Here is an 18287-nt window from a genome sequence, read left to right on the forward strand (position 1 = left end):
GGAGACGCCGGAGGCCGCGCGGTCCGCCGTGGCACCGCATGGCGTCGGAACGGCGGCGAACGGGGCCGGGCGCGACGCCATGGCCGCTTCCGGCTCGCCGCACCCCTCCCGCATGCCGGCGCGCGACACCCCGCTGGCGAGCAGCATGATGGCCAAACACACCACTCCCAAGCAGCAGCCCTCCACCATCGGCTTCGCCGCGACGGCGGCCCCGTCCGGATTCCGCAAGGCGGCGGTCCCACCGGCACCTGCGGCCCAGCCGGACGCCGCGTCCGGGGCTGCGAACACGGACACGGCAACCACTGCCCCGGCCACCACCCCGGCCGCCACCCCCGCTGCCGGCGGGACCGCTGCCAACGGCAACGCCTTCGCGCCCGTGACACCGGACATGCTGTCTGAGACGATGATGCGCAATCTGGCCAAGTACGAGCAGGGCCGGAGGGCCGCTCATGCCCCGGCGCCCAGCCTGCGGGTGTCGGGCTGAGCGCGATGATCCCCGGAAACGGGTAGGGAAGGGGTTATGGAGATCACCGTTCACCCGGAGGGCCGGCTGGACTGGCCCGGCGGGTCTTTCCGTTGCGTCCTGGGCCGCGGCGGCATCCGCACCGACAAGCGGGAGGGCGACGGCGCCACCCCGGTCGGACGTTTCGTGCTGCGCCGCGTGCTGTGGCGCCCCGACCGGCTTCCGCAGCCCGAGACCGGCCTGCCCGCGACGCCCATCGCGCCCGACGACGGCTGGTGCGACGACCCCGCGGACCCCGCCTACAACCGACCGGTGAAGCGTCCCTACGCCGCCAGCCACGAGGAACTGTGGCGCGAGGACCATGTCTACGACGTCATCGTGGTGATGGGGCACAACGACGACCCGGTGGTGCCGGGCCTGGGCAGCGCCGTGTTCATGCATGTGGCGCGGCCCGACCGGGCGCCCACGGCGGGCTGCGTCGCGCTGCCCCTGCCGGACCTGCTGCGCCTGCTGAAGGATTGCGCGCCGGGCACCGTGCTGACCGTGCCGGACCCGGCGAGGTAGGCGCCGCTATCCGGCGGTGGGGCCGGCGGTGGGGCCGGCGGCAGGGCCGGCGGCAGGGTAGGGGCGGGCCCCGAAGATGGCCGTGCCGACCCGCACATGGGTGGCGCCGAAACGGATCGCCGTCTCGTAATCGCCGCTCATCCCCATGCTGACCTCGGGCAGGCCGGCGCGGCGGGCCATGTCGGCCAGCAGGGCGAAATGCATCGCCGGCTCCTCGTCCACCGGCGGGATGCACATCAGCCCGGCCACCGGCAGGTTCCAGGTGCCGCGGCAGGCGGCCAGGAAGGCATCCAGTTCCGCCGGGGGAATGCCCGCCTTCTGCGGCTCCTCGCCCGTGTTCACCTCGATCAGGCAGCGCGGGCGGCGCCCGCTGCGCGCCATCTCGTCGGCCAGGGCCTCGGCCAGCCTGGGCCGGTCCACCGTCTGGATCACGTCGAACAGGGCCACCGCGTCCTTGACCTTGTTGGTCTGGAGCGGGCCGATCAGGTGCAGTTCCAGGTCGGGAAAGCGCTCGCGCAGGGCGGGGAACTTCGCCTTGGCTTCCTGCACGCGGTTCTCGCCGAAGACGCGCTGGCCGGCGGCCAGGGCCTCCTCCACCGCTTCGGCGGGATGGGTCTTGGAGACCGCGACCAGCGTCACCGCGCCGGGATCGCGCCCGCCGGCGGCGCAGCTTTCCAGGATGGAGCGGCGCACCGCCTCCAGCCGGGCCGTGACGGTGTCGGGCGGCGTGCCGGACGATGTATCTGTGTGCGAAGCGGACATGCCGGTCCTCCCCCCTTGCGGCCCCTCGTACGGCCCCTCGTGGGGCGCCTTCTGCGGCGCCTGCCTGTACAGGGACCGGAGGGCGTGGTAACGGACGGGCCGACGAAACGCAAGCACCCCGAGGAGAACACGGCATGCGTGGTTGGATGCGTCCCCTGATCCTGTCGGCGCTGATTCTGGGGGCCGCGCCGTTCGTGGCCGGCGGCGCCCTCGCCCAAAGCCCTGCCGGCCAGAACACCGGCAAGCCCGCCGGGAAGGAGGGTCCGAAGACGGTGGTGGGATCGGCCATCGCCCAGGCCCCCTTCGCCGACCAGCCTTTCCCGTTGCAGGACGACGGCACCTACAAGGAGTTCATGGGAGCCGCCGCCGCCGACATCAACCGGCGCTGCACCAAGCTGGAAAGCTACGGCTGGGAGTTCAAGAAGGGCGACGACGCGCGCCGGGACCAGATCCTGGACTCCACCCTGGGCGGATTCCGCAAGGCCGGCTGGAAGATGGGCGAGGTGAAGGTGCGCACCATCCGCGATCCGGGAACCACCGCCTACACGGCGGAAAAGGCCAAGCAGCGCCTGCTGGCCATCTGGACCCCGATGGAGGACGCCGCGATCCTGCTGCTCTGCGAGACCGAAGCGGCGCAGGCGACCAAGAAGTAGGAACTGCCAACCGGCTGGTCACCCAAAGGAAAACGGCGGCGGATGGGTATCCGCCGCCGTTTCCGTCAGACGTGCCGCAGGGCCGATCAGAAGGCCAGGCGGGTGTCGATCATGATGATGTGCGCGCGGTCGTCGGGGTTGATGCCGCCGTTGTCCACCGTGGTCAGCTTCGAGTCGAGGTCGAGGTAGCTGTACTCCAGGCCCGTGGTCAGGCCGGGCGCGATGGTGTAGGTCACGCCGGCCTGATACAGCTCGGCCTTGACCGGAGCCACGAGGCCGGTGTTCGGGCTGGTGCCGTTCGAGCGCGACTGCGAGTAGTTGGCCGCCAGGATGAACGGGCCCGCGGCGTACTGGGCGCCGACGATCCAGATGTCCTGCTTCTCCTTCACGGTCAGCGACTTGTCGTAGCCGCTGTCGCCGCTGTAGGCGTAGCTGCCGCCGATCTTGAAGTCGCCGTAGCCGACGTTCAGGCCGGCATGGACGGAGCTGAGCTTTTCAAAACGGGCGCCGGTCGAGTCGTTGACCGAGTCGCCGAACTGGTAGAAGGCGCTGGCGCCGACGGTGAAGCCGCCGAACTCGTTGGTGTAGGTGCCGCCGACCTCGACGACGTCCTGATAGCCGCCGTTGTCCTGGCGACGGTTGACCGAAGTGTTCGAGTCGCCCGAACGCGGCATGTAGGAGACGCCGCCCTGGAGGCCCGCGAAGGTCGGGGTCAGGTAGATGATCTTGGTGCCGACGTCGCCCGACGCGATGGCGCGGAAGTTGTTGGTGGTGGTCGGCAGCAGCGAATAGGTCTGCGAACCGGCCAGGAACTCCACCGTGTTGTTGTCCGGGCCGCCGGCGACGCCTTCGACGTTCGGGCCGATGATGCCGAACTCGTCCGACAGGCCGTTGATCGTGCCGGCCTGCACGGTGCCGAAGCCGCTGTTCACGAAGATGAAGGCGCGGTCGGCGTCCATGGTGCGGACGTTGCTGGCGCCGTTGGCGGCGCGCATGCGGACGCGGCCGCCGTACTCCAGGCCGTTGTCCATCGTGGCAACCGGCGTGACGGTCACGCGGAAGCGGTTGACGAACTCCGTGGAACGGGTGCCTTCGTCACGGTCCTGCTCGACATAGGCGCCCTGGAAGAGGGCGTCGCCACCGATCTTGACCTCGAACTTGGTCTGGGCGGAAGCCATGCCGCTGAAGGCAGTGATCGCGATGGCTGCGCAGCCCGTAACAAGAGAACGCTTCATTGATGGTCCATCCTTCTGGCAGGCCCCACAAAAGACCAGGGCCGTGCGGTTGTGCTTCCCATCAACCACTAAGCCATTCGATCGCCGATCGGGCAAGGGCGATTCTACAACGAACGGTGTGCGACTGTAACACAGTTGCCATTCAGACACAGTTACAAGTACTTGAAAACAAACTGTTTTTTCGCGATGCCGCAAATATGGCACATGCTCTGTTCAGCTTTTAGGCGCGATGAACAAACTTTGAGCAGGGAAAAAGCCATACGGAAGCGCAAGGAAAAGGCGCAGACCGGCAGACAAAGAAGGCAGACAAAGAAAAAGGGCGGTGGCCGAAGCCACCGCCCCCTTCATCCACGGATGACCGCAGATTAGAACGCCAGGACCGTGCGCAGGAGGACGACGTGGCCCTCGTTGTCCAGGTTGGCGGCGGCCGTGCTCAGATCGCTGTCGGCCTGGAAGTAGTCGTACTGAGCCTGCAGGGTCAGGCCCGGAGCGACGGTGTAGCCGGCGCCCACTTCGTAGACTTCCAGGGTGCGGTCGCCAGCGGTGTAGAGGCTGCCGGCGTCCTTGCCGTTCTTGTAGTTGGCGCCGACGACGATCGGGCCGGCGGTGTACTGAGCGCCGACAACCCAGAGGCGGCTCTTCTCGTTGTCCGAGGTCGCGGTCTGGATCTGGCCCGACTCACCGAAGTCGGTGTACGAACCGCCGAGCGTGAAGCCGGCGTAGCCGATCTGGGCGCCGACCTGCCAGGCGTTCAGGTCCTCGACGCTGGCGCCGACCGTGGTCGTGCCGGCGGCGTTGCCCCAGTAGTAGCCGGCGCTGGCCTTCAGAGCGACACCACCGAAGGTGTTGCTGTAGTTGGCGCCGACTTCGACCAGATCCTCGAAGGTGGTCGAGAAGCCGCGGCCGGTGGCGGTAACCGCCGGCAGGTCGAGGCGGTTGACGCTGGCGTGCGAGTCGTCGTTGCGCGGGGTGTAGCTGGCACCCACCTGCAGGCCGGCGAAGCGCGGCGAGAAGTACACGATCTTGGTCGCGTTGTTCTCGACGACCAGCGACTGGCTCAGCAGCGAGCCGTTCAGGCCGGCGAGGCCGCCGCCGATGTCGGAGGTCTGGCCGATCCAGGCGGTGACGCCGTCATAGATGCCGAGCTGCAGGTAATCCTGCGGCGCGGTGATGTAGGTGGCGTCGTTGAAGGAGTTGGTCACGCCCATCTGGACCTGACCGAAGGCGCCCTGCGCGAAGATGTAGCCGCGGTCGGCGTCCATCGTGCGGGTGTTGCCGGCGCCGGAGTTGGCACGCATACGGATGCGGCCGCCGTACTCCAGACCGTTGTCGGCCTTGGCAGTCGGGGTGACGATCACGCGGAAGCGGTTGCGGAAGTCAACCGAACGGGCGCCCTGATCGCGGTCCTCGGAGACGTAGCCGCCTTCGAAGTAGGCGTCGCCGCCGACCTTCACTTCAAACTTGGCCTGAGCGTTGGCAGCGCCGGCACCCAGAGCCAGAGCGGCAGCGGCGCAGCCCGCGAGCAGATAACGGTTCATGATTGTTGCCTCCATCCTGGCAGCAGAATTTTCAGCCCGGTTTAACGTCCTGGCTGTGAATGTCCTACGCAGATGGGCGGACGCCAGCAAGCCGGAAATCGCAAAGTTGCAGCAATGAAGGAACAGTGTGTCCGACGGAGCACACCCGGATCGCGGGCCGCCGGCGCGATTCCGCGGTGCGGGCGGCCCCCTCCGAAGGGCCGGCGCGCCACCGCCGGACACAGCAAAGGCACAGTCCGCGCCCCGCATCGCCTGTTGCCGCGGGCGTGCTTTTATGGTCTTTTCACCCGCATCCGCCGCGGACTCGTGTGCGGTACCCCGAATTTATTGATCCAGGTTCCGATCATGCGCCGTTCCCGTGTCGTTCGCCTTGCCCCCGTCGTGCTCGCGGCGTCGCTCGCCGTGGCCGGTTGCTCCAGCTGGGGCGGCCAGACGGAAACCGTCGATGAGCAGATCAAGAAGGAATACAAGTTCGGCAGCCTTCTCGGCACCGACGGCGGTTTCAACCTGTTCGGCAAGAACAAGCGCAACGGCGCCGACCAGGGCGACCCCAACGGCATCGGCGTCAACAGCTTCCTGTGGCGCGCCTCGCTGGACACGCTGTCCTTCATGCCGATCGTGTCCGCCGACCCGTTCGGCGGCGTGATCCTGACCGACTGGTATTCGCCGCCCGACGCGCCGAACGAGCGCTTCAAGGTCAACCTGTACATCATGGACCGCCAGCTCCGCGCCGACGGCGTGCGGGTGTCGGTGTTCAAGCAGCAGCGCGCCGGGGCGGACTGGCGCGACAGCACGGTCGGACCGGAGACGTCGACGACGCTGGAGGACGCGGTGCTCACCCGCGCCCGCCAGCTCCGCGTGGCCCAGCAGGCCGCGGCGCGCTGAGCGCGGGCGCCGTCCGGGCGGGACAGGGCGGGAGCGTCGCTCCGCCGCCTGTCGTTCCGCCGGCGGCGCCTTACTTATAAGACCCTCGAAATCCACCAAACGGCGTCTGCGGTCATGTCGCGTTACAATGTCAAGGAAACCGAAGCGAAGTGGCAGGGCGAGTGGGAGCGGCACGGCTGCTTCACCGCCCGCGAGGACGCTTCCCGCGAGAAATATTACGTGCTGGAGATGTTCCCCTACCCGTCGGGGCGCATCCACATGGGGCATGTCCGCAACTACACCATCGGCGACGTGATCGCGCGCTACAAGCGGGCGCGCGGCTTCAACGTGCTGCACCCGATGGGCTGGGACGCCTTCGGCCTGCCGGCGGAGAACGCCGCGCTGGAGAAGAAGACCCATCCGGCCAAATGGACGCGCGAGAACATCGCGGCCATGCGCGCCCAGTTGAAGACGATGGGCCTGTCCATCGACTGGGACCGCGAGATCGCCACCTGCGACGTGGAGTATTACCGCCACGAGCAGAAGATGTTCCTGGATTTCCTGAAGGAAGGTCTGGCCTACCGCAAGGAGTCCTGGGTCAACTGGGACCCGGTGGACAACACGGTCCTCGCCAACGAGCAGGTGATCGACGGCCGCGGCTGGCGCACCGGCGCGCTGGTCGAGAAGCGCAAGCTGTCCCAGTGGTTCCTGAAGATCACCGCCTACGCCGACGAGCTGCTGAAGGGGCTGGACACGCTGGACCGCTGGCCGGAACGCGTGCGCCTGATGCAGGAGAACTGGATCGGCAAGTCCACCGGCGTGCGCTTCCGCTTCGACATCGTCGGGCGCGCGGATCGGCTGGAGGTCTTCACGACCCGGCCCGACACGCTGTTCGGCGCCTCCTTCGCCGCGATCTCCGCCAACCATCCGCTCGCCGCCGAGCTGGCCGCCGGAAATCCCGCGCTGGCCGACTTCATCGCCGAGTGCAACCGCATGGGCACCAGCGAGGAGGCGATCGAGACCGCCGAGAAGCGGGGCTTCGACACCGGCCTGAAGGTCGTGCATCCCTTCGACCCGTCCTGGGAACTGCCGGTCTATGTCGCCAACTTCGTGCTGATGGAATACGGCACGGGCGCCATTTTCGGCTGCCCGGCCCATGACCAGCGCGACCTGGATTTCGCCCGCAAGTACGGCCTGCCGGTCAATCCGGTGGTCGTGCCGGCGGACGCCGACCCCGCCAGCTTCGCGGTGGGGGACGAGGCTTACACCGGCCCCGGCCTGCTGCGCAATTCCACCTTCCTCGACGGGCTGGAGGTCGAGGCCGCCAAGCAGGAAGTGGGCAAGCGGCTGGAGGACAAGGGGCAGGGCGAACGCACCACCCAGTACCGCCTGCGCGACTGGGGCGTCTCCCGCCAGCGTTACTGGGGCTGCCCGATCCCGGTCATCCATTGCGAAAGCTGCGGCATCGTTCCGGTTCCGGAACAGGATCTGCCGGTCGTTCTGCCGGAGGACGTGACCTTCGACAAGCCCGGCAACCCGCTGGACCACCACCCGACCTGGAAGCACACGAACTGCCCGGCCTGCGGCAAGGCGGCGGTGCGCGAGACGGACACCTTCGACACCTTCATCGAGTCGAGCTGGTATTTCGCCCGCTTCTGCTCGCCCAAGGCCGAGGATGTCGCCTTCACGCGCGAGGCGGTGGACTACTGGCTGGCCGTGGACCAGTACATCGGCGGTATCGAGCATGCCGTGCTGCACCTGCTCTATTCCCGCTTCTGGACGCGGGCGATGAAGCAGTGCGGCTACCTGAACGTGGAGGAGCCCTTCGCCGGCCTCTTCACCCAGGGCATGGTGAACCACGAAACCTACAAGGACGCCGGCACCGGCGCCTGGCTGGCCCCCACCGACATCCGCAAGAACGATCTCGGCGACTACATCCGCAACGACAACGACGGCCCGGTGACGGTCGGCCGCGTCGAGAAGATGTCGAAGTCCAAGAAGAACGTGGTGGACCCGGCGCACATCATCGGCACCTACGGCGCCGACGCCGCCCGCCTGTTCATGCTGTCCGACAGCCCGCCGGAGCGCGATCTGGAATGGACGGAGGCCGGCATCGACGGCGCTTGGCGCTACATCAACCGCCTGTGGCGCATGGTGACGGAATCGCCGGTGGAGCTGCCGCCCCCCGGGGCGCCGAAGCCGGACGCCCTCGGCGCCAAGGCCGAGGCGACCCGCCGTCTGGTCCACAAGGCCATCGCCGGCATCTCGGAGGATCTGGAGAAGTTCCGCTTCAACAAGGCCGTGGCCCGCGTGCGCGAACTGTCCAACGCCCTGGCCGAGCTGGACGGGAAGGGCGAGGGCGAAGGCTGGGTCCTGCGCGAAGGGTTCGAGGCCACGGCCCGCCTGATCGCTCCGATGATGCCCCATCTGGCCGAGGAGCTGTGGGCGCAGCTCGGCCACGCCACCTTGCTCGTGGACCAGCCCTGGCCGCAGGCCGACGCGGCCCTGGTGGTCGAGGATTCGGTCACCATGGCGGTGCAGGTCAACGGCAAGCTGCGCGCCACGCTGGAGCTGCCGCGCGACATGGCGAAGGACGCCGCGGAGCAGGCCGCACTGGCCGACGCGAACGTCCAGCGCGCCCTGGAGGGCAAGCCCGTGCGCAAGGTCATCGTCGTCCCGAACCGGGTGATCAATGTCGTCGTCTGACCGCCATCACGGCAAGGCCGGCGTCCGGCGGCGGGGGCTTCTGGCCCTCGCCCTGCTGGGCCCGGCGGTGCTCGCCACGTCGGCCTGCGGTTTCCAGCCCATGTATGGAAACCTTGGGGCGAACAGCATCGGCGCCGCCGAGCTCCAGCAGGTGGACATCGGGGTCATCAAGAACCGCTATGGCCAGAAGCTGCGCAACCACCTGATCGACCGCTTCTACGCCGACGGCCGGCCTTCCGCTCCCCGCTACCGGCTGGAGACGACGTTGACCGCGTCGGAGCAGAAGCTGGCGCTGCAGAAGGACGCGACCGCCACCCGCGCCCAGCTCGTCGTGAACGCCCCCTACCAGCTCACCGACGCGGCGACGGGCGCGATCCTGTTCCAGGCCAACGCGCGCTCCTTCATCAGCTACAACGTCCTCGAACAGCAGTACGGCGCCCTCGCCACGGTCGAGAACGCCTACGACCGCGCGCTGCTGGAAATCGCCAACGAGATCACCACCCGGGTGTCCGCCCAGCTCGGCCGCAAGCCCTGATCCGCACAGCATAGCGGGGGCTGCGGTCCCCAGCCACCGACGGTGTCTTCGTGAAGCTGCAAGCCCGGGCGATCGACGGCTTCCTGCGCAGCCCCGATCCCAAGATCCGCGCGGTCCTGCTCTACGGTCCGGACACCGGTCTGGTGCGCGACCGCGCCATGGGGCTGGGCCGCACCGTGGTCGCCGACCTGTCCGATCCCTTCCGGGTGACGGAGATGCTGGGCCGCGCCGTCGCCGACGACCCGGCGCGTCTGGCCGACGAGGCTGCCGCCCTGTCCTTCACCGGGGGCCGCCGCCTGATCCGCGTGCGCGAGGCGGAGGACAACGTCACCGCCGCCTTCACCGCCTTCCTGGCCGACATGCCGCCGGGTGACAGCCTGGTCATCGTGGAAGCGGGCGACCTCGGCAACCGGTCGAAGCTGCGAACCCTGTTCGAAGGGGCGGTCGGTGCCGTCGCCATTCCCTGCTATGTGGAGGAGGAGGCGGCGCTTGGCCGGGTCATCGCCGACATCCTGCACGGCCATGGCCTGACCGCCGATCCCGACGCCCTGTCCTTCCTCGCCGGCAACCTCGTCGGCGACCGCATGGTGGCGCGCGGCGAGATGGAAAAGCTGGCGCTCTACATGGGAACGGAGACCCGCGTCCGGCTGGAAGACGCCCAGGCCTGCGTGGGCGACAGCGCGGCCCTGTCGCTTGACGAACCGATCTGGGCGGCGGCGGAGGGCGATTTCGCCACGCTCGACCGCTCGCTGGCCCGCCTGTTCGCGGAGGGGATGGCCCCGGTGGCGATCCTGCGCGCCGCCCAGCGCCATTTCCAGCGCCTGCAGCTGGTGGCCGGGCAGGTGGCGGTGGGCAAGTCGGCGGACGCCGCGGTGGAAGCGCTGCGCCCGCCGGTGTTCTTCAAGATGAAGCCGCGGCTGACCGGCCAGGCCCGCCGCTGGCCGGCGCCGCTGGTGCGGCAGGCGCTGGAGCGTCTGGTCGAGGCCGAGGCGGACTGCAAGCGCACCAACATGCCCGACCAGACGCTGTGCGCCCGCGTTCTCTTCCAGCTCGCCTCGCTGGCGCGGCGCTGACCTTTTCTCCTTACTTCGCCGACAGGAACTGCGGCACGCGCAGCAGGATCAGCTCGTTGTGGTCCTGTTTGCCCAGTTCGCGGCCCGACGAGTAGGGGAGGTTGTTGTCGTTGCCGACGACGATGTGCTCGGCGTCCACCACGTCCACATTCTCGATGGTGACGAAGGGAAAGGTGAACGTGCCCTTGTCGCCGCCGATGCGGGCGACGCCCTTCGGGTCGTCGATGTCCATCAGGTCGATGTACCCGACCTTCTTCACGAAGCCTTCCGCGTCGGCCTGGGCGAAGTCGATCTTGTAGACGCGCTTGAACCGGGCCGGGATGTTGAAGCAGTCCGGGGTGGGCTGGCCGGTGCAGCCCTTGGCCGGGTTGCCCTCGCCGTTGTCGCGCTCGATGATCAGGCCGCTGGTGGCGTCGATCATGTTGAAGTCGCCGATGTTGTTGCCGTTCGCCTCAAGAAGGTACTTGAAGCTGCGGCCCGTGAACGCGCCCTTGGCGACGTCGAACTCGGCGATGCGCAGATACTCGCGCCCGTCTTTGGTTTCCCAGGCACCCCCCGTCCAGAGCGGTCCTTCGAACAACGGGTAGAGGAACTTGCCGTCCTTCGACGCGGCCATCCCCTCGAAGCCGCGCGACCGGCGCACCTCGAAGCCGACCGCGCCGGGCACCGCCGGGGTGGACAGCGCGTAATGGTCGGGGGAGCGCACCGGCTTGCCGTCCACCGTACTCTCGTGCATCGCCAGCACCTTGCCGGTCCGATCGGTGACCAGGATGTAGGGGCCGAACTCGTCGCCGAAATACATCCGGTCGCCGACGATCTGCAGGCTTTCCACATCGAAGTCGGCGCCGGTCAGGTAGCGTTCCCTGGTCGCCTCGGTGACGATGGGGAAGGGCACCTTGCGGTCGGGATCGCGCAGGAACAGCGTTTCGGACACCGCGGCCTTGCCGGTCTTCCAGTCGATGGCCAGCCTGTGCACCGTCAGCATGGCGTCGGCGGAGTTGCCCTTGCTGCCGAAACCGTTGTCGGTCAGCACCATGAAGGTCCCGTCGCCCAGCGCCTTGATCCCGGAGAAGCCCTGGACCGGTTGGCCGTCGAAGGGCAGCGCCATGCCGGTGCCGCGCGGCGCGCCGGACGCCGACAGGAAGGAGGTGCCGTCGAGGCTGCGGGGCTGGTCAACGCGCTTGCGGTCGGCGGCGGTGAACTTGCCGGAGGTGCGGAACAGGTCCGGCGCGTCCGCCGGCGGCGCGATGAAGGTCGCGGCGTCGATGATCCCGTGCCCGGCCAGCTCCGCCGGGAATTTCTGGTCCGCGAGAGCCGGACCGGCCAGCAGGGCCGCGGTCAGTCCGGCCAGGCACAGGCCGTGAATGGGCTTCATGAGTCTCCCCCTCTGTGTCGGCTCCGGCCACGCCGATGCGGCCGGACGACCCTGTTTAGGGGGAGTTCATGGTGGTGCCGTTACACTAAAGTGACAGTTTGGTTCCGCGACAGCCTATTCACCACCAAGGCGCCGCAGCACGTCGTCGAGCTGATCCAGCGTCTGATAATGGATGGTGATGGACCCCCCCTTGCCCTGGGGCGTGATGGCGACCTTCAACCCGATGCGGGCGGAGATCTCCTCCTCCAGGTTCACCAGATCGACGTCCTTCAGTGTCGGATCGGTGGCGCCGCCGCCGCGTCCGCCCGCCGCCTTTTTCGGCTTGGTCGGGGCACCGCCGCGCATCAGGTCTTCGGTCTGGCGGACGTTCAACCCCCGCTTGACCACCTCGCGCGCCACCGACACCGGATCGGAGGAGGTGAGCAGAGCGCGGGCGTGGCCGGCGCTGAGCGCCCCGTCCTGCACCATGCCCTTGACCGGGTCGGGCAGGGCGAGCAGGCGCATCATGTTGGCGACGTGGCTGCGGCTCTTGCCGACCGAGCGCGCCAGATCCTCCTGCGTGTGCTCGAACTCTTCCATCAGGCGCTTGTAGCCTTCCGCCTCTTCGAGCGGCGTCAGGTCCTGGCGCTGAATGTTCTCGATCAGCGCGATTTCCAGCGCTTCGCGGTCCGACAGCTCGCGGATGACGACCGGCACCTCGTGCAGGCCGGCAATCTGCGCGGCCCGCCAGCGGCGCTCGCCGGCGATCAGCTCGTAGGAGTTCGTCGTCTCGGAATCCCGGCGGACGAGCAGGGGCTGGAGGATGCCCTTGTCGCGGATCGATTCGACCAGCCCTTGAAGCGCCTCGTCGTCGAAGGTCCGCCGCGGCTGGTACTTGCCGGGATGGATGAACTCGATGGGCACCTGCTTGGACTGGCGCACCTTGTCCAGGGCGGAATAATCCTCCGCCGCCTCGCCGAACAGGGCGGACAGGCCGCGGCCCAGGCTGGCGCGGCGGGCACCGCCGTCCGAACGTTTGGTATCCTCCATCATGCGCTCAGCCTCTTCTCACGGCGCAGCACTTCGCCGGCCAGATGGATGTATGCCTGCGACCCGGGGCAGCGCATGTCGTAGATCAGCACCGGTTTGCCGTGGGACGGCGCCTCCGACACCTTCACGTTCCGCGGGATGACGGTGTCATAGACCTTCTCCCCGAAGAAACCGCGGACATCGGCGGCCACCATGTCGGACAGGTTGTTGCGCTTGTCGAACATCGTCAGCACGACGCCGTGGATGTCGAGGTCGGGGTTGAAGGCGCGCTTCACCCGCTCGATGGTGCGCACGAGATGGCTGAGACCCTCCAGCGCGTAGAACTCGCACTGCAACGGCACCATCACGGCGTGGGAGGCGACCAGCGCGTTCAGCGTCAGCAGGCCGAGCGCCGGCGGGCAGTCGATCAGGACGTAGTCGTATTCCAGCGCGCTTTTGTCCACCGCCTCGCGCAGCCGGAACTCGCGCCGGTCGGAGGTGACGAGTTCGACCTCCGCGCCCGACAGATCGACGGAGGAGGTGATGATCGACAGGTTCGGCACCGTCGACACCGTTGCGGCGTCCTCCAGCGGCATGCCGTCGAACAGCACGTCGTAGATGCCGACGCGCCGGTCGGCACGCGGGATGCCGAGGCCGGTTGAGGCGTTGCCCTGGGGATCGAGGTCGATCACCAGAACGCGCTTGCCGATGGCGGCCAGGGCGGTTGCCAGATTGATGGTGGTCGTGGTCTTGCCCACGCCGCCTTTCTGATTGGCAATCGCGATGACGCGGGCGGAAGGGGGAGCGGAGGGCATGGCAGCCTCTCGGGAAGCCTCGGAGCGGGAATGCATCAAGGTCGCGGTCTTAGACACGGGCGATACCACTCACACGCAGGATGGTTCCGGTGGGGTCGGTGCGGCTGTCGAAGCGCTCGGTCCGCATCTTCCAACATTTGGTGGTATCGGTCAATTCTTCCGCCACATTTTGACCTTTGGGGAAGAGCGCCGCACCACGTTCTTGGATGAAGGGATAGGCCCAGCCCAGCAGATCGTTCAGGGGCGCCAGGGCACGGGCGGTCACCACATCAGCGGCGATGGGGGCCACCGCCTCGATCCGCTTGTTGTGCACCGTGACCTGCGTCCCGGCGGCGCGGGCGGCCTCGCGCAGGAAGGCGCATTTGCGGGAGTCGCTCTCCACCAAATGCACCTCCGGCACGCCCATGATGGCGAGGACGAGGCCGGGGAAGCCGGCGCCGCTGCCCAGATCGACCAGCACCCGCGCGCCTTCCGGCAGGAGCGGGTGAAGCTGCGCCGAATCGAGGAAGTGCCGGCGCCAAGCGTCGGGCAGGGTGGAGGGGCCGACCAGATTGATTTTCGGCTGCCACTTGCGCAGCGTGGCCTCATAGGCGGCGAGGCGGTCCAGCGTTTCACGTGAAACACCGGTTTCCGCCTGGAAGGCCGCGGCATCGAACAGGCTCATCAGACGGCCACCTTCACGTCGCGCCGTTTCACATGGCGGAGCAGGGCGACCAGCGCCGCCGGGGTCATGCCGGGAATGCGGGCGGCGGCGCCCAGGGTCGCCGGGCGGGCCTGCCGCAGCTTCTGGCGGATTTCCGCCGACAGGCTGCCGATGGCGTCGGGGTCGAGATCGTCGGGAAGCTCCAGCGCCTCGTCCTTGCGGAAGGCGCGGATGTCGGCCTCCTGCCGGTCGAGGTAGCCGGCATACTTACCGTCGATCTCCAACTGCTCGGCGACGTCCGCCGGGATCGCCGACAGCTCCGGCCACAGCCGGGCGAGGGCCGCGAGGTCGAGGTCCGGATAGCGCAGCAGGTCGGCGGCGGAGCGGCGCACGCCGTCCTGATTGACCGCGATGCCCTGCCGCTGAAGCTCCGCCGGGGTGGCTTGCAGGGCACGCACCAGGGTCCGGCCGACGGTCAGCGCCTCCGCCTTCGCCGTGAAGGCGTCACGCCGCGCCGACCCGACGCAGCCGATGGCAAGACCCTTGGGAGTCAGGCGCTGGTCCGCGTTGTCCGCCCGCAGGATCAGCCGATACTCGGCGCGCGAGGTGAACATCCGGTAGGGCTCGTTGGTGCCGCGCGTGATCAGGTCATCGACCAGCACCCCGATGTAGGCGTCCGCGCGATCGAGCACGAAGCCCTCCGCCGAGCCGCCGGCCACCAGAGCGGCATTGATGCCGGCCATCAGGCCCTGCGCCGCCGCTTCTTCGTATCCGGTGGTGCCGTTGATCTGGCCGGCGAAGAACAGGCCGGACACCCGGCGGGTTTCCAGGGTCGGCTTCAGCTCCCGCGGGTCCACGAAATCATATTCGATGGCATAGCCGGGACGGATCATCACCGCCCGCTCCAGCCCCGGCATCGTCTTCAGGAAGCCGAGCTGGACATCACGGGGCAGGGAGGTGGAGATGCCGTTCGGATAGACCGTGGCGTCGTCCAGCCCCTCCGGCTCCAGGAAGATCTGGTGACGCTCCTTGTCGGCGAAGCGGACCACCTTGTCCTCGATGGACGGGCAATAGCGCGGACCGGTGCTTTGGATCTGGCCGGAATACATCGGCGCGCGGTGGAGGTTGCCGCGGATCAGCGCGTGCATCTCCGGCGTCGTCCAGGTGATCGCGCAGTCGATCTGCGGCGTCTCGATCCGGTCCGTCAGATAGGAAAAGGGCGGGGGCGGGGTGTCGCCGGGCTGCTTCTCCAGCGCGTCCCAGTCGATGGTCTTGCCATCCAACCGCGGCGGTGTGCCGGTCTTCAGGCGACCCAGCGGGAAGCCCAGCCGCGCCAGCGTGTCGGACAGGCCGATGGACGGCGCTTCCCCGACCCGGCCCGCCGGGGTGGTTTCCTCGCCGATGTGGATCAGCCCGCGCAGGAAGGTGCCGGTGGTCAGCACCACGGTGCCCGCGGCGATGGCTTCGCCGGAGCCGGTCACCACGCCCGTCACGCGCCCATCGTCGCCGATGGTCAGATCCTCGGCGCCGCCGGCTTCGATGGACAGGTTCGGCTGTTCCGCCAGGATCGTCTGCACCGCCTGCCGGTAGAGCTTGCGGTCGGCCTGGGCGCGCGGGCCGCGGACGGCGGGACCTTTGCTGCGGTTCAGGATGCGGAACTGGATGCCGCCACGGTCGATGGCGCGCGCCATGACACCGTCCAGCGCGTCGATCTCGCGCACCAGATGCCCTTTCGCCAACCCGCCGATGGCCGGGTTGCAGGACATCTCACCGATGGTGTCCAGCCTGTGTGTGAGGAGCAGGGTGCGCGCCCCCATGCGCGCCGCGGCGGCGGCAGCCTCGCAACCGGCGTGGCCTCCGCCGACAACAATGACGTCGAACGTTCGCATGGCCGGACCATAGCCGAGTCAGCGCCGGACGCCAAGCGCTGCGACGCCGCAAAGCTCTGTTTCACGTGAAACACGGGCTCCACGGCGCGTTTGTCACGCCGCCGCCAGCTCACTTGCCGATGCAGAAATCCCGGAAGATCACATCCAGCAGGTCTTCCACATCGACCCGCCCGGTGATGCGGCCAAGGGCACGGCTCGCCAACCGCACATCCTCGGCCATCAACTCCGGCAACGGAGCGGTCAGGGCACGGCGCAGGGCGTCGCGGCATTCCTCCAGGGCGGAGCGGTGACGGGCGCGGGTCAGGGCAGGAGCGCCGCTGCCGGCCAGCCGGTCGGCGCTAAACGCCGTCAAACGCCGCTCCAGCGCGGGAAGGCCGCTGCCGGTCCGGGCGGAGACGGCGACTGCTTCCCATTCTCCAACCTTCGCAACCGCAGCATCGGCAAGGTCCGTCTTGTTCAGGACGACCACCGTGTCCTTGTCGACCAGGGCGACCGTGGCCGGGTCGAGCACGGGCAGAGCAGTGGCGTCGAACACCGCAACCTTCACATCGGCACGGGCGGCGCGATCGAGGGCGCGGCGGATGCCTTCCTCCTCAACCTCGTCCGCGGCGGCCTCGCGCAGGCCGGCGGTGTCGGCCAGAACCACCGGGTAACCGCCGAGGTCCAGATGCACCTCGATCACGTCTCGGGTGGTGCCGGCGCGGGCCGAGACGATGGCGGCCTCCCGCCGGGCCAGGGCGTTCAACAGGCTCGACTTGCCGGCGTTGGGCGCACCGACAATGGCGATGTGCAGACCCTCGCGCAGCCGCTCTCCCCGGCCCCGGTCGTCCAGATGGGCGTCGATCTCGGTGGCCAGGGCAGACAGCACAGGGCGGGCGGCGTCCGACACGCCGGAGGGCAGATCCTCGTCGGGGAAGTCGATGTCGGCTTCGATGTGGGCCAGCGACCGGGTCAGCCGCTCCCGCCAGCCGTCGTAGAGCTGGCCGAGCGCGCCTTCCATCTGGCGCAGGGCCTGACGGCGCTGGGCGGAGGTTTCCGCGTCCACGAGGTCGGCCACCGCCTCGGCCTCGGTCAGGTCGAGCTTGCCGTTCTCGAAGGCGCGGCGGGTGAACTCGCCGGGTTCGGCCACGCGCAGGCCGGGCAGGGCGGACAGGGCCTCGACCACGCCGGCCACCACGGCGCGCCCGCCATGAAGGTGCAGCTCCACCACGTCCTCTCCGGTGAAGCTGCGGGGGGCGGTGAAGCGCAGGACCAGGGCGTCGTCCAGCGCCTCCCCGGACGTGGGATCGCGCAGCCGGACGAGCTTGGCCATGCGGGGAGCGGGCAGGGCTTTGCCGGTCAGTGCCACCAGGGCATCGCCGGAGGCTGGCCCCGAAACGCGAACCACCGCCACACCGGCGCGGCCGGGGGCGGTGGCGAGAGCGAAGATGGTCGGGATCATCGTGCCGGGTCCGGAACGATCAAACGACCTGTTCCGGCAGCAATTCCTTTTGTTCCGGTGTCAGCATGAGCCGCTCCACACGGCCTCCGCCAATCAGATGGGTCTCCAGGATGGCGTCCACGTCGGCGGGAGAGTTGTAGGTGTACCAGACGCCTTCCGGGTAGACGACCAGCACCGGCCCCAGCTCGCAGCGGTCCAGGCAGCCGGCGGCGTTGACCCGCACCCGGCCATCCAGCCCCAGTTCGCGGGCGCGGGCCTTCATATAGTCGCGGAGCTTTTCGGAACCCCGGGCGGCGCAGGAGCCCCGCTTGTGTCCGTCGGGGCGGCGGTTGGTGCAGGAGAAAACATGGGCTTCGAAGTAAGGCTTCGGATCGGTCACTTGCGTCCATCCTGTCCCATGGCGGCGGCCATCTGGGACCAAAACATTTTCTGAAGCTGCTCCATCCCCTGCATTCCCGCCGGCAGCCACGTCTTCAGCATCGTTTCCGGATCCATGGCCAGCAGGGAGGCCCGCATCCGTTCCTGGATGTCCTGCATCATGGCGTCCTGCATGGGCTTCACGTCGGGAAGGCCCAGGAAGTGGCGCGCCTCTTCGGGTGTGCAGTCGATGTCGATGGTGATCTTCATGGCCCCATCCCCTTGGAAAGCGCGCGGTACGCAGGAAATTAAGGGTTGAGCGCCGCTTCGGCTCATGACCCACTATACAGATAGGAAGCCCTGGTG

General features: G+C 68.4%; 17 protein-coding genes and 1 pseudogene. 7 read left to right on the forward strand and 11 right to left on the reverse strand.

From position 1 onward, the window contains the following. Window positions 1–484: pseudogene (locus QSG27_RS09510) on the forward strand (hypothetical protein); the annotation flags it as partial. Window positions 485–520: 36 nt separating this feature from the next. Further along, window positions 521–1027, forward strand: coding sequence for a L,D-transpeptidase family protein (locus QSG27_RS09515; protein ID WP_306705482.1), 507 nt, complete (start codon window positions 521–523; stop codon window positions 1025–1027). A gap of 6 nt (window positions 1028–1033) precedes the next feature. On the opposite strand, the gene QSG27_RS09520 is transcribed toward QSG27_RS09515, so the two are convergent. Beyond that, the gene (locus QSG27_RS09520) at window positions 1034–1789 is read right to left on the reverse strand and encodes a YggS family pyridoxal phosphate-dependent enzyme (RefSeq protein ID WP_306705484.1); all 756 of its coding nucleotides are present in this window, start codon (window positions 1787–1789) and stop codon (window positions 1034–1036) included. 134 nt (window positions 1790–1923) lie between these two features. Here QSG27_RS09520 and QSG27_RS09525 point away from each other — a divergent pair, with 134 nt between their 5' ends. Beyond that, window positions 1924–2442 (forward strand): hypothetical protein, encoded by a 519-nt coding sequence (locus QSG27_RS09525; protein WP_306705486.1) that lies wholly within the window; start codon window positions 1924–1926, stop codon window positions 2440–2442. Between the two features lie 86 nt (window positions 2443–2528). Here the strand turns inward: QSG27_RS09525 and QSG27_RS09530 are convergent, their stop codons facing one another. Both QSG27_RS09530 and QSG27_RS09535 read right to left on the reverse strand, forming a co-directional pair. Beyond that, on the reverse strand, window positions 2529–3677 hold the full coding sequence (locus QSG27_RS09530) for a porin (RefSeq protein ID WP_306705488.1): 1149 nt from the start codon (window positions 3675–3677) through the stop codon (window positions 2529–2531). Between the two features lie 365 nt (window positions 3678–4042). Next, window positions 4043–5215, reverse strand: coding sequence for a porin (locus QSG27_RS09535; RefSeq protein ID WP_306705490.1), 1173 nt, complete (start codon window positions 5213–5215; stop codon window positions 4043–4045). A gap of 345 nt (window positions 5216–5560) precedes the next feature. Between QSG27_RS09535 and QSG27_RS09540 the strand changes: the two genes are divergently transcribed. The 4 genes from QSG27_RS09540 (at window position 5561) to holA (ending at window position 10393) form a co-directional block, all read left to right on the forward strand. Next, a complete protein-coding gene (locus tag QSG27_RS09540; RefSeq protein ID WP_306705492.1) occupies window positions 5561–6100 on the forward strand; it encodes a DUF3576 domain-containing protein in 540 nt (179 codons plus the stop codon). 114 nt (window positions 6101–6214) lie between these two features. Next, the gene (gene leuS / locus QSG27_RS09545) at window positions 6215–8785 is read left to right on the forward strand and encodes a leucine--tRNA ligase (protein WP_306705494.1); all 2571 of its coding nucleotides are present in this window, start codon (window positions 6215–6217) and stop codon (window positions 8783–8785) included. Next, window positions 8772–9320, forward strand: coding sequence for an LPS assembly lipoprotein LptE (gene lptE / locus QSG27_RS09550; protein ID WP_306705496.1), 549 nt, complete (start codon window positions 8772–8774; stop codon window positions 9318–9320). The genes leuS and lptE overlap by 14 nt, the downstream gene beginning before the upstream one ends. Window positions 9321–9370: 50 nt before the next feature. Next, window positions 9371–10393 carry a DNA polymerase III subunit delta gene (gene holA / locus QSG27_RS09555; protein ID WP_306705498.1) on the forward strand — a complete coding sequence of 341 codons (1023 nt, stop codon included), beginning with the start codon at window positions 9371–9373 and terminating at the stop codon, window positions 10391–10393. A 10-nt stretch (window positions 10394–10403) separates the two neighbouring features. On the opposite strand, the gene QSG27_RS09560 is transcribed toward holA, so the two are convergent. From QSG27_RS09560 to QSG27_RS09595, 8 genes are all read right to left on the reverse strand, one after another. Further along, on the reverse strand, window positions 10404–11768 hold the full coding sequence (locus QSG27_RS09560) for an esterase-like activity of phytase family protein (RefSeq protein ID WP_306705500.1): 1365 nt from the start codon (window positions 11766–11768) through the stop codon (window positions 10404–10406). A 114-nt stretch (window positions 11769–11882) separates the two neighbouring features. Further along, on the reverse strand, window positions 11883–12800 hold the full coding sequence (locus QSG27_RS09565; protein ID WP_306705502.1) for a ParB/RepB/Spo0J family partition protein: 918 nt from the start codon (window positions 12798–12800) through the stop codon (window positions 11883–11885). Then, window positions 12797–13591, reverse strand: a complete 795-nt coding sequence (locus QSG27_RS09570) for a ParA family protein (protein ID WP_306705504.1) — start codon at window positions 13589–13591, stop codon at window positions 12797–12799. Before QSG27_RS09570 ends, QSG27_RS09565 begins: the two co-directional genes overlap by 4 nt. Before the next feature lie 49 nt (window positions 13592–13640). Beyond that, complete coding sequence (gene rsmG / locus QSG27_RS09575) at window positions 13641–14255, reverse strand: 16S rRNA (guanine(527)-N(7))-methyltransferase RsmG (protein ID WP_306705505.1); 615 nt, start codon at window positions 14253–14255, stop codon at window positions 13641–13643. Next, window positions 14255–16123, reverse strand: coding sequence for a tRNA uridine-5-carboxymethylaminomethyl(34) synthesis enzyme MnmG (gene mnmG, locus QSG27_RS09580; RefSeq protein WP_306705507.1), 1869 nt, complete (start codon window positions 16121–16123; stop codon window positions 14255–14257). Before mnmG ends, rsmG begins: the two co-directional genes overlap by 1 nt. A gap of 109 nt (window positions 16124–16232) precedes the next feature. Further along, window positions 16233–17564, reverse strand: coding sequence for a tRNA uridine-5-carboxymethylaminomethyl(34) synthesis GTPase MnmE (mnmE, locus tag QSG27_RS09585; RefSeq protein WP_306705509.1), 1332 nt, complete (start codon window positions 17562–17564; stop codon window positions 16233–16235). Window positions 17565–17583: 19 nt separating this feature from the next. Beyond that, complete coding sequence (locus tag QSG27_RS09590; protein ID WP_306705511.1) at window positions 17584–17943, reverse strand: (2Fe-2S) ferredoxin domain-containing protein; 360 nt, start codon at window positions 17941–17943, stop codon at window positions 17584–17586. After that, on the reverse strand, window positions 17940–18191 hold the full coding sequence (locus QSG27_RS09595) for a DUF6489 family protein (RefSeq protein ID WP_306705513.1): 252 nt from the start codon (window positions 18189–18191) through the stop codon (window positions 17940–17942). The genes QSG27_RS09590 and QSG27_RS09595 overlap by 4 nt, the downstream gene beginning before the upstream one ends. Window positions 18192–18287: the final 96 nt, after the last annotated feature.

Source organism: Azospirillum isscasi (assembly GCF_030849505.1).
Classification (GTDB): Bacteria; Pseudomonadota; Alphaproteobacteria; order Azospirillales; family Azospirillaceae; genus Azospirillum; species Azospirillum isscasi.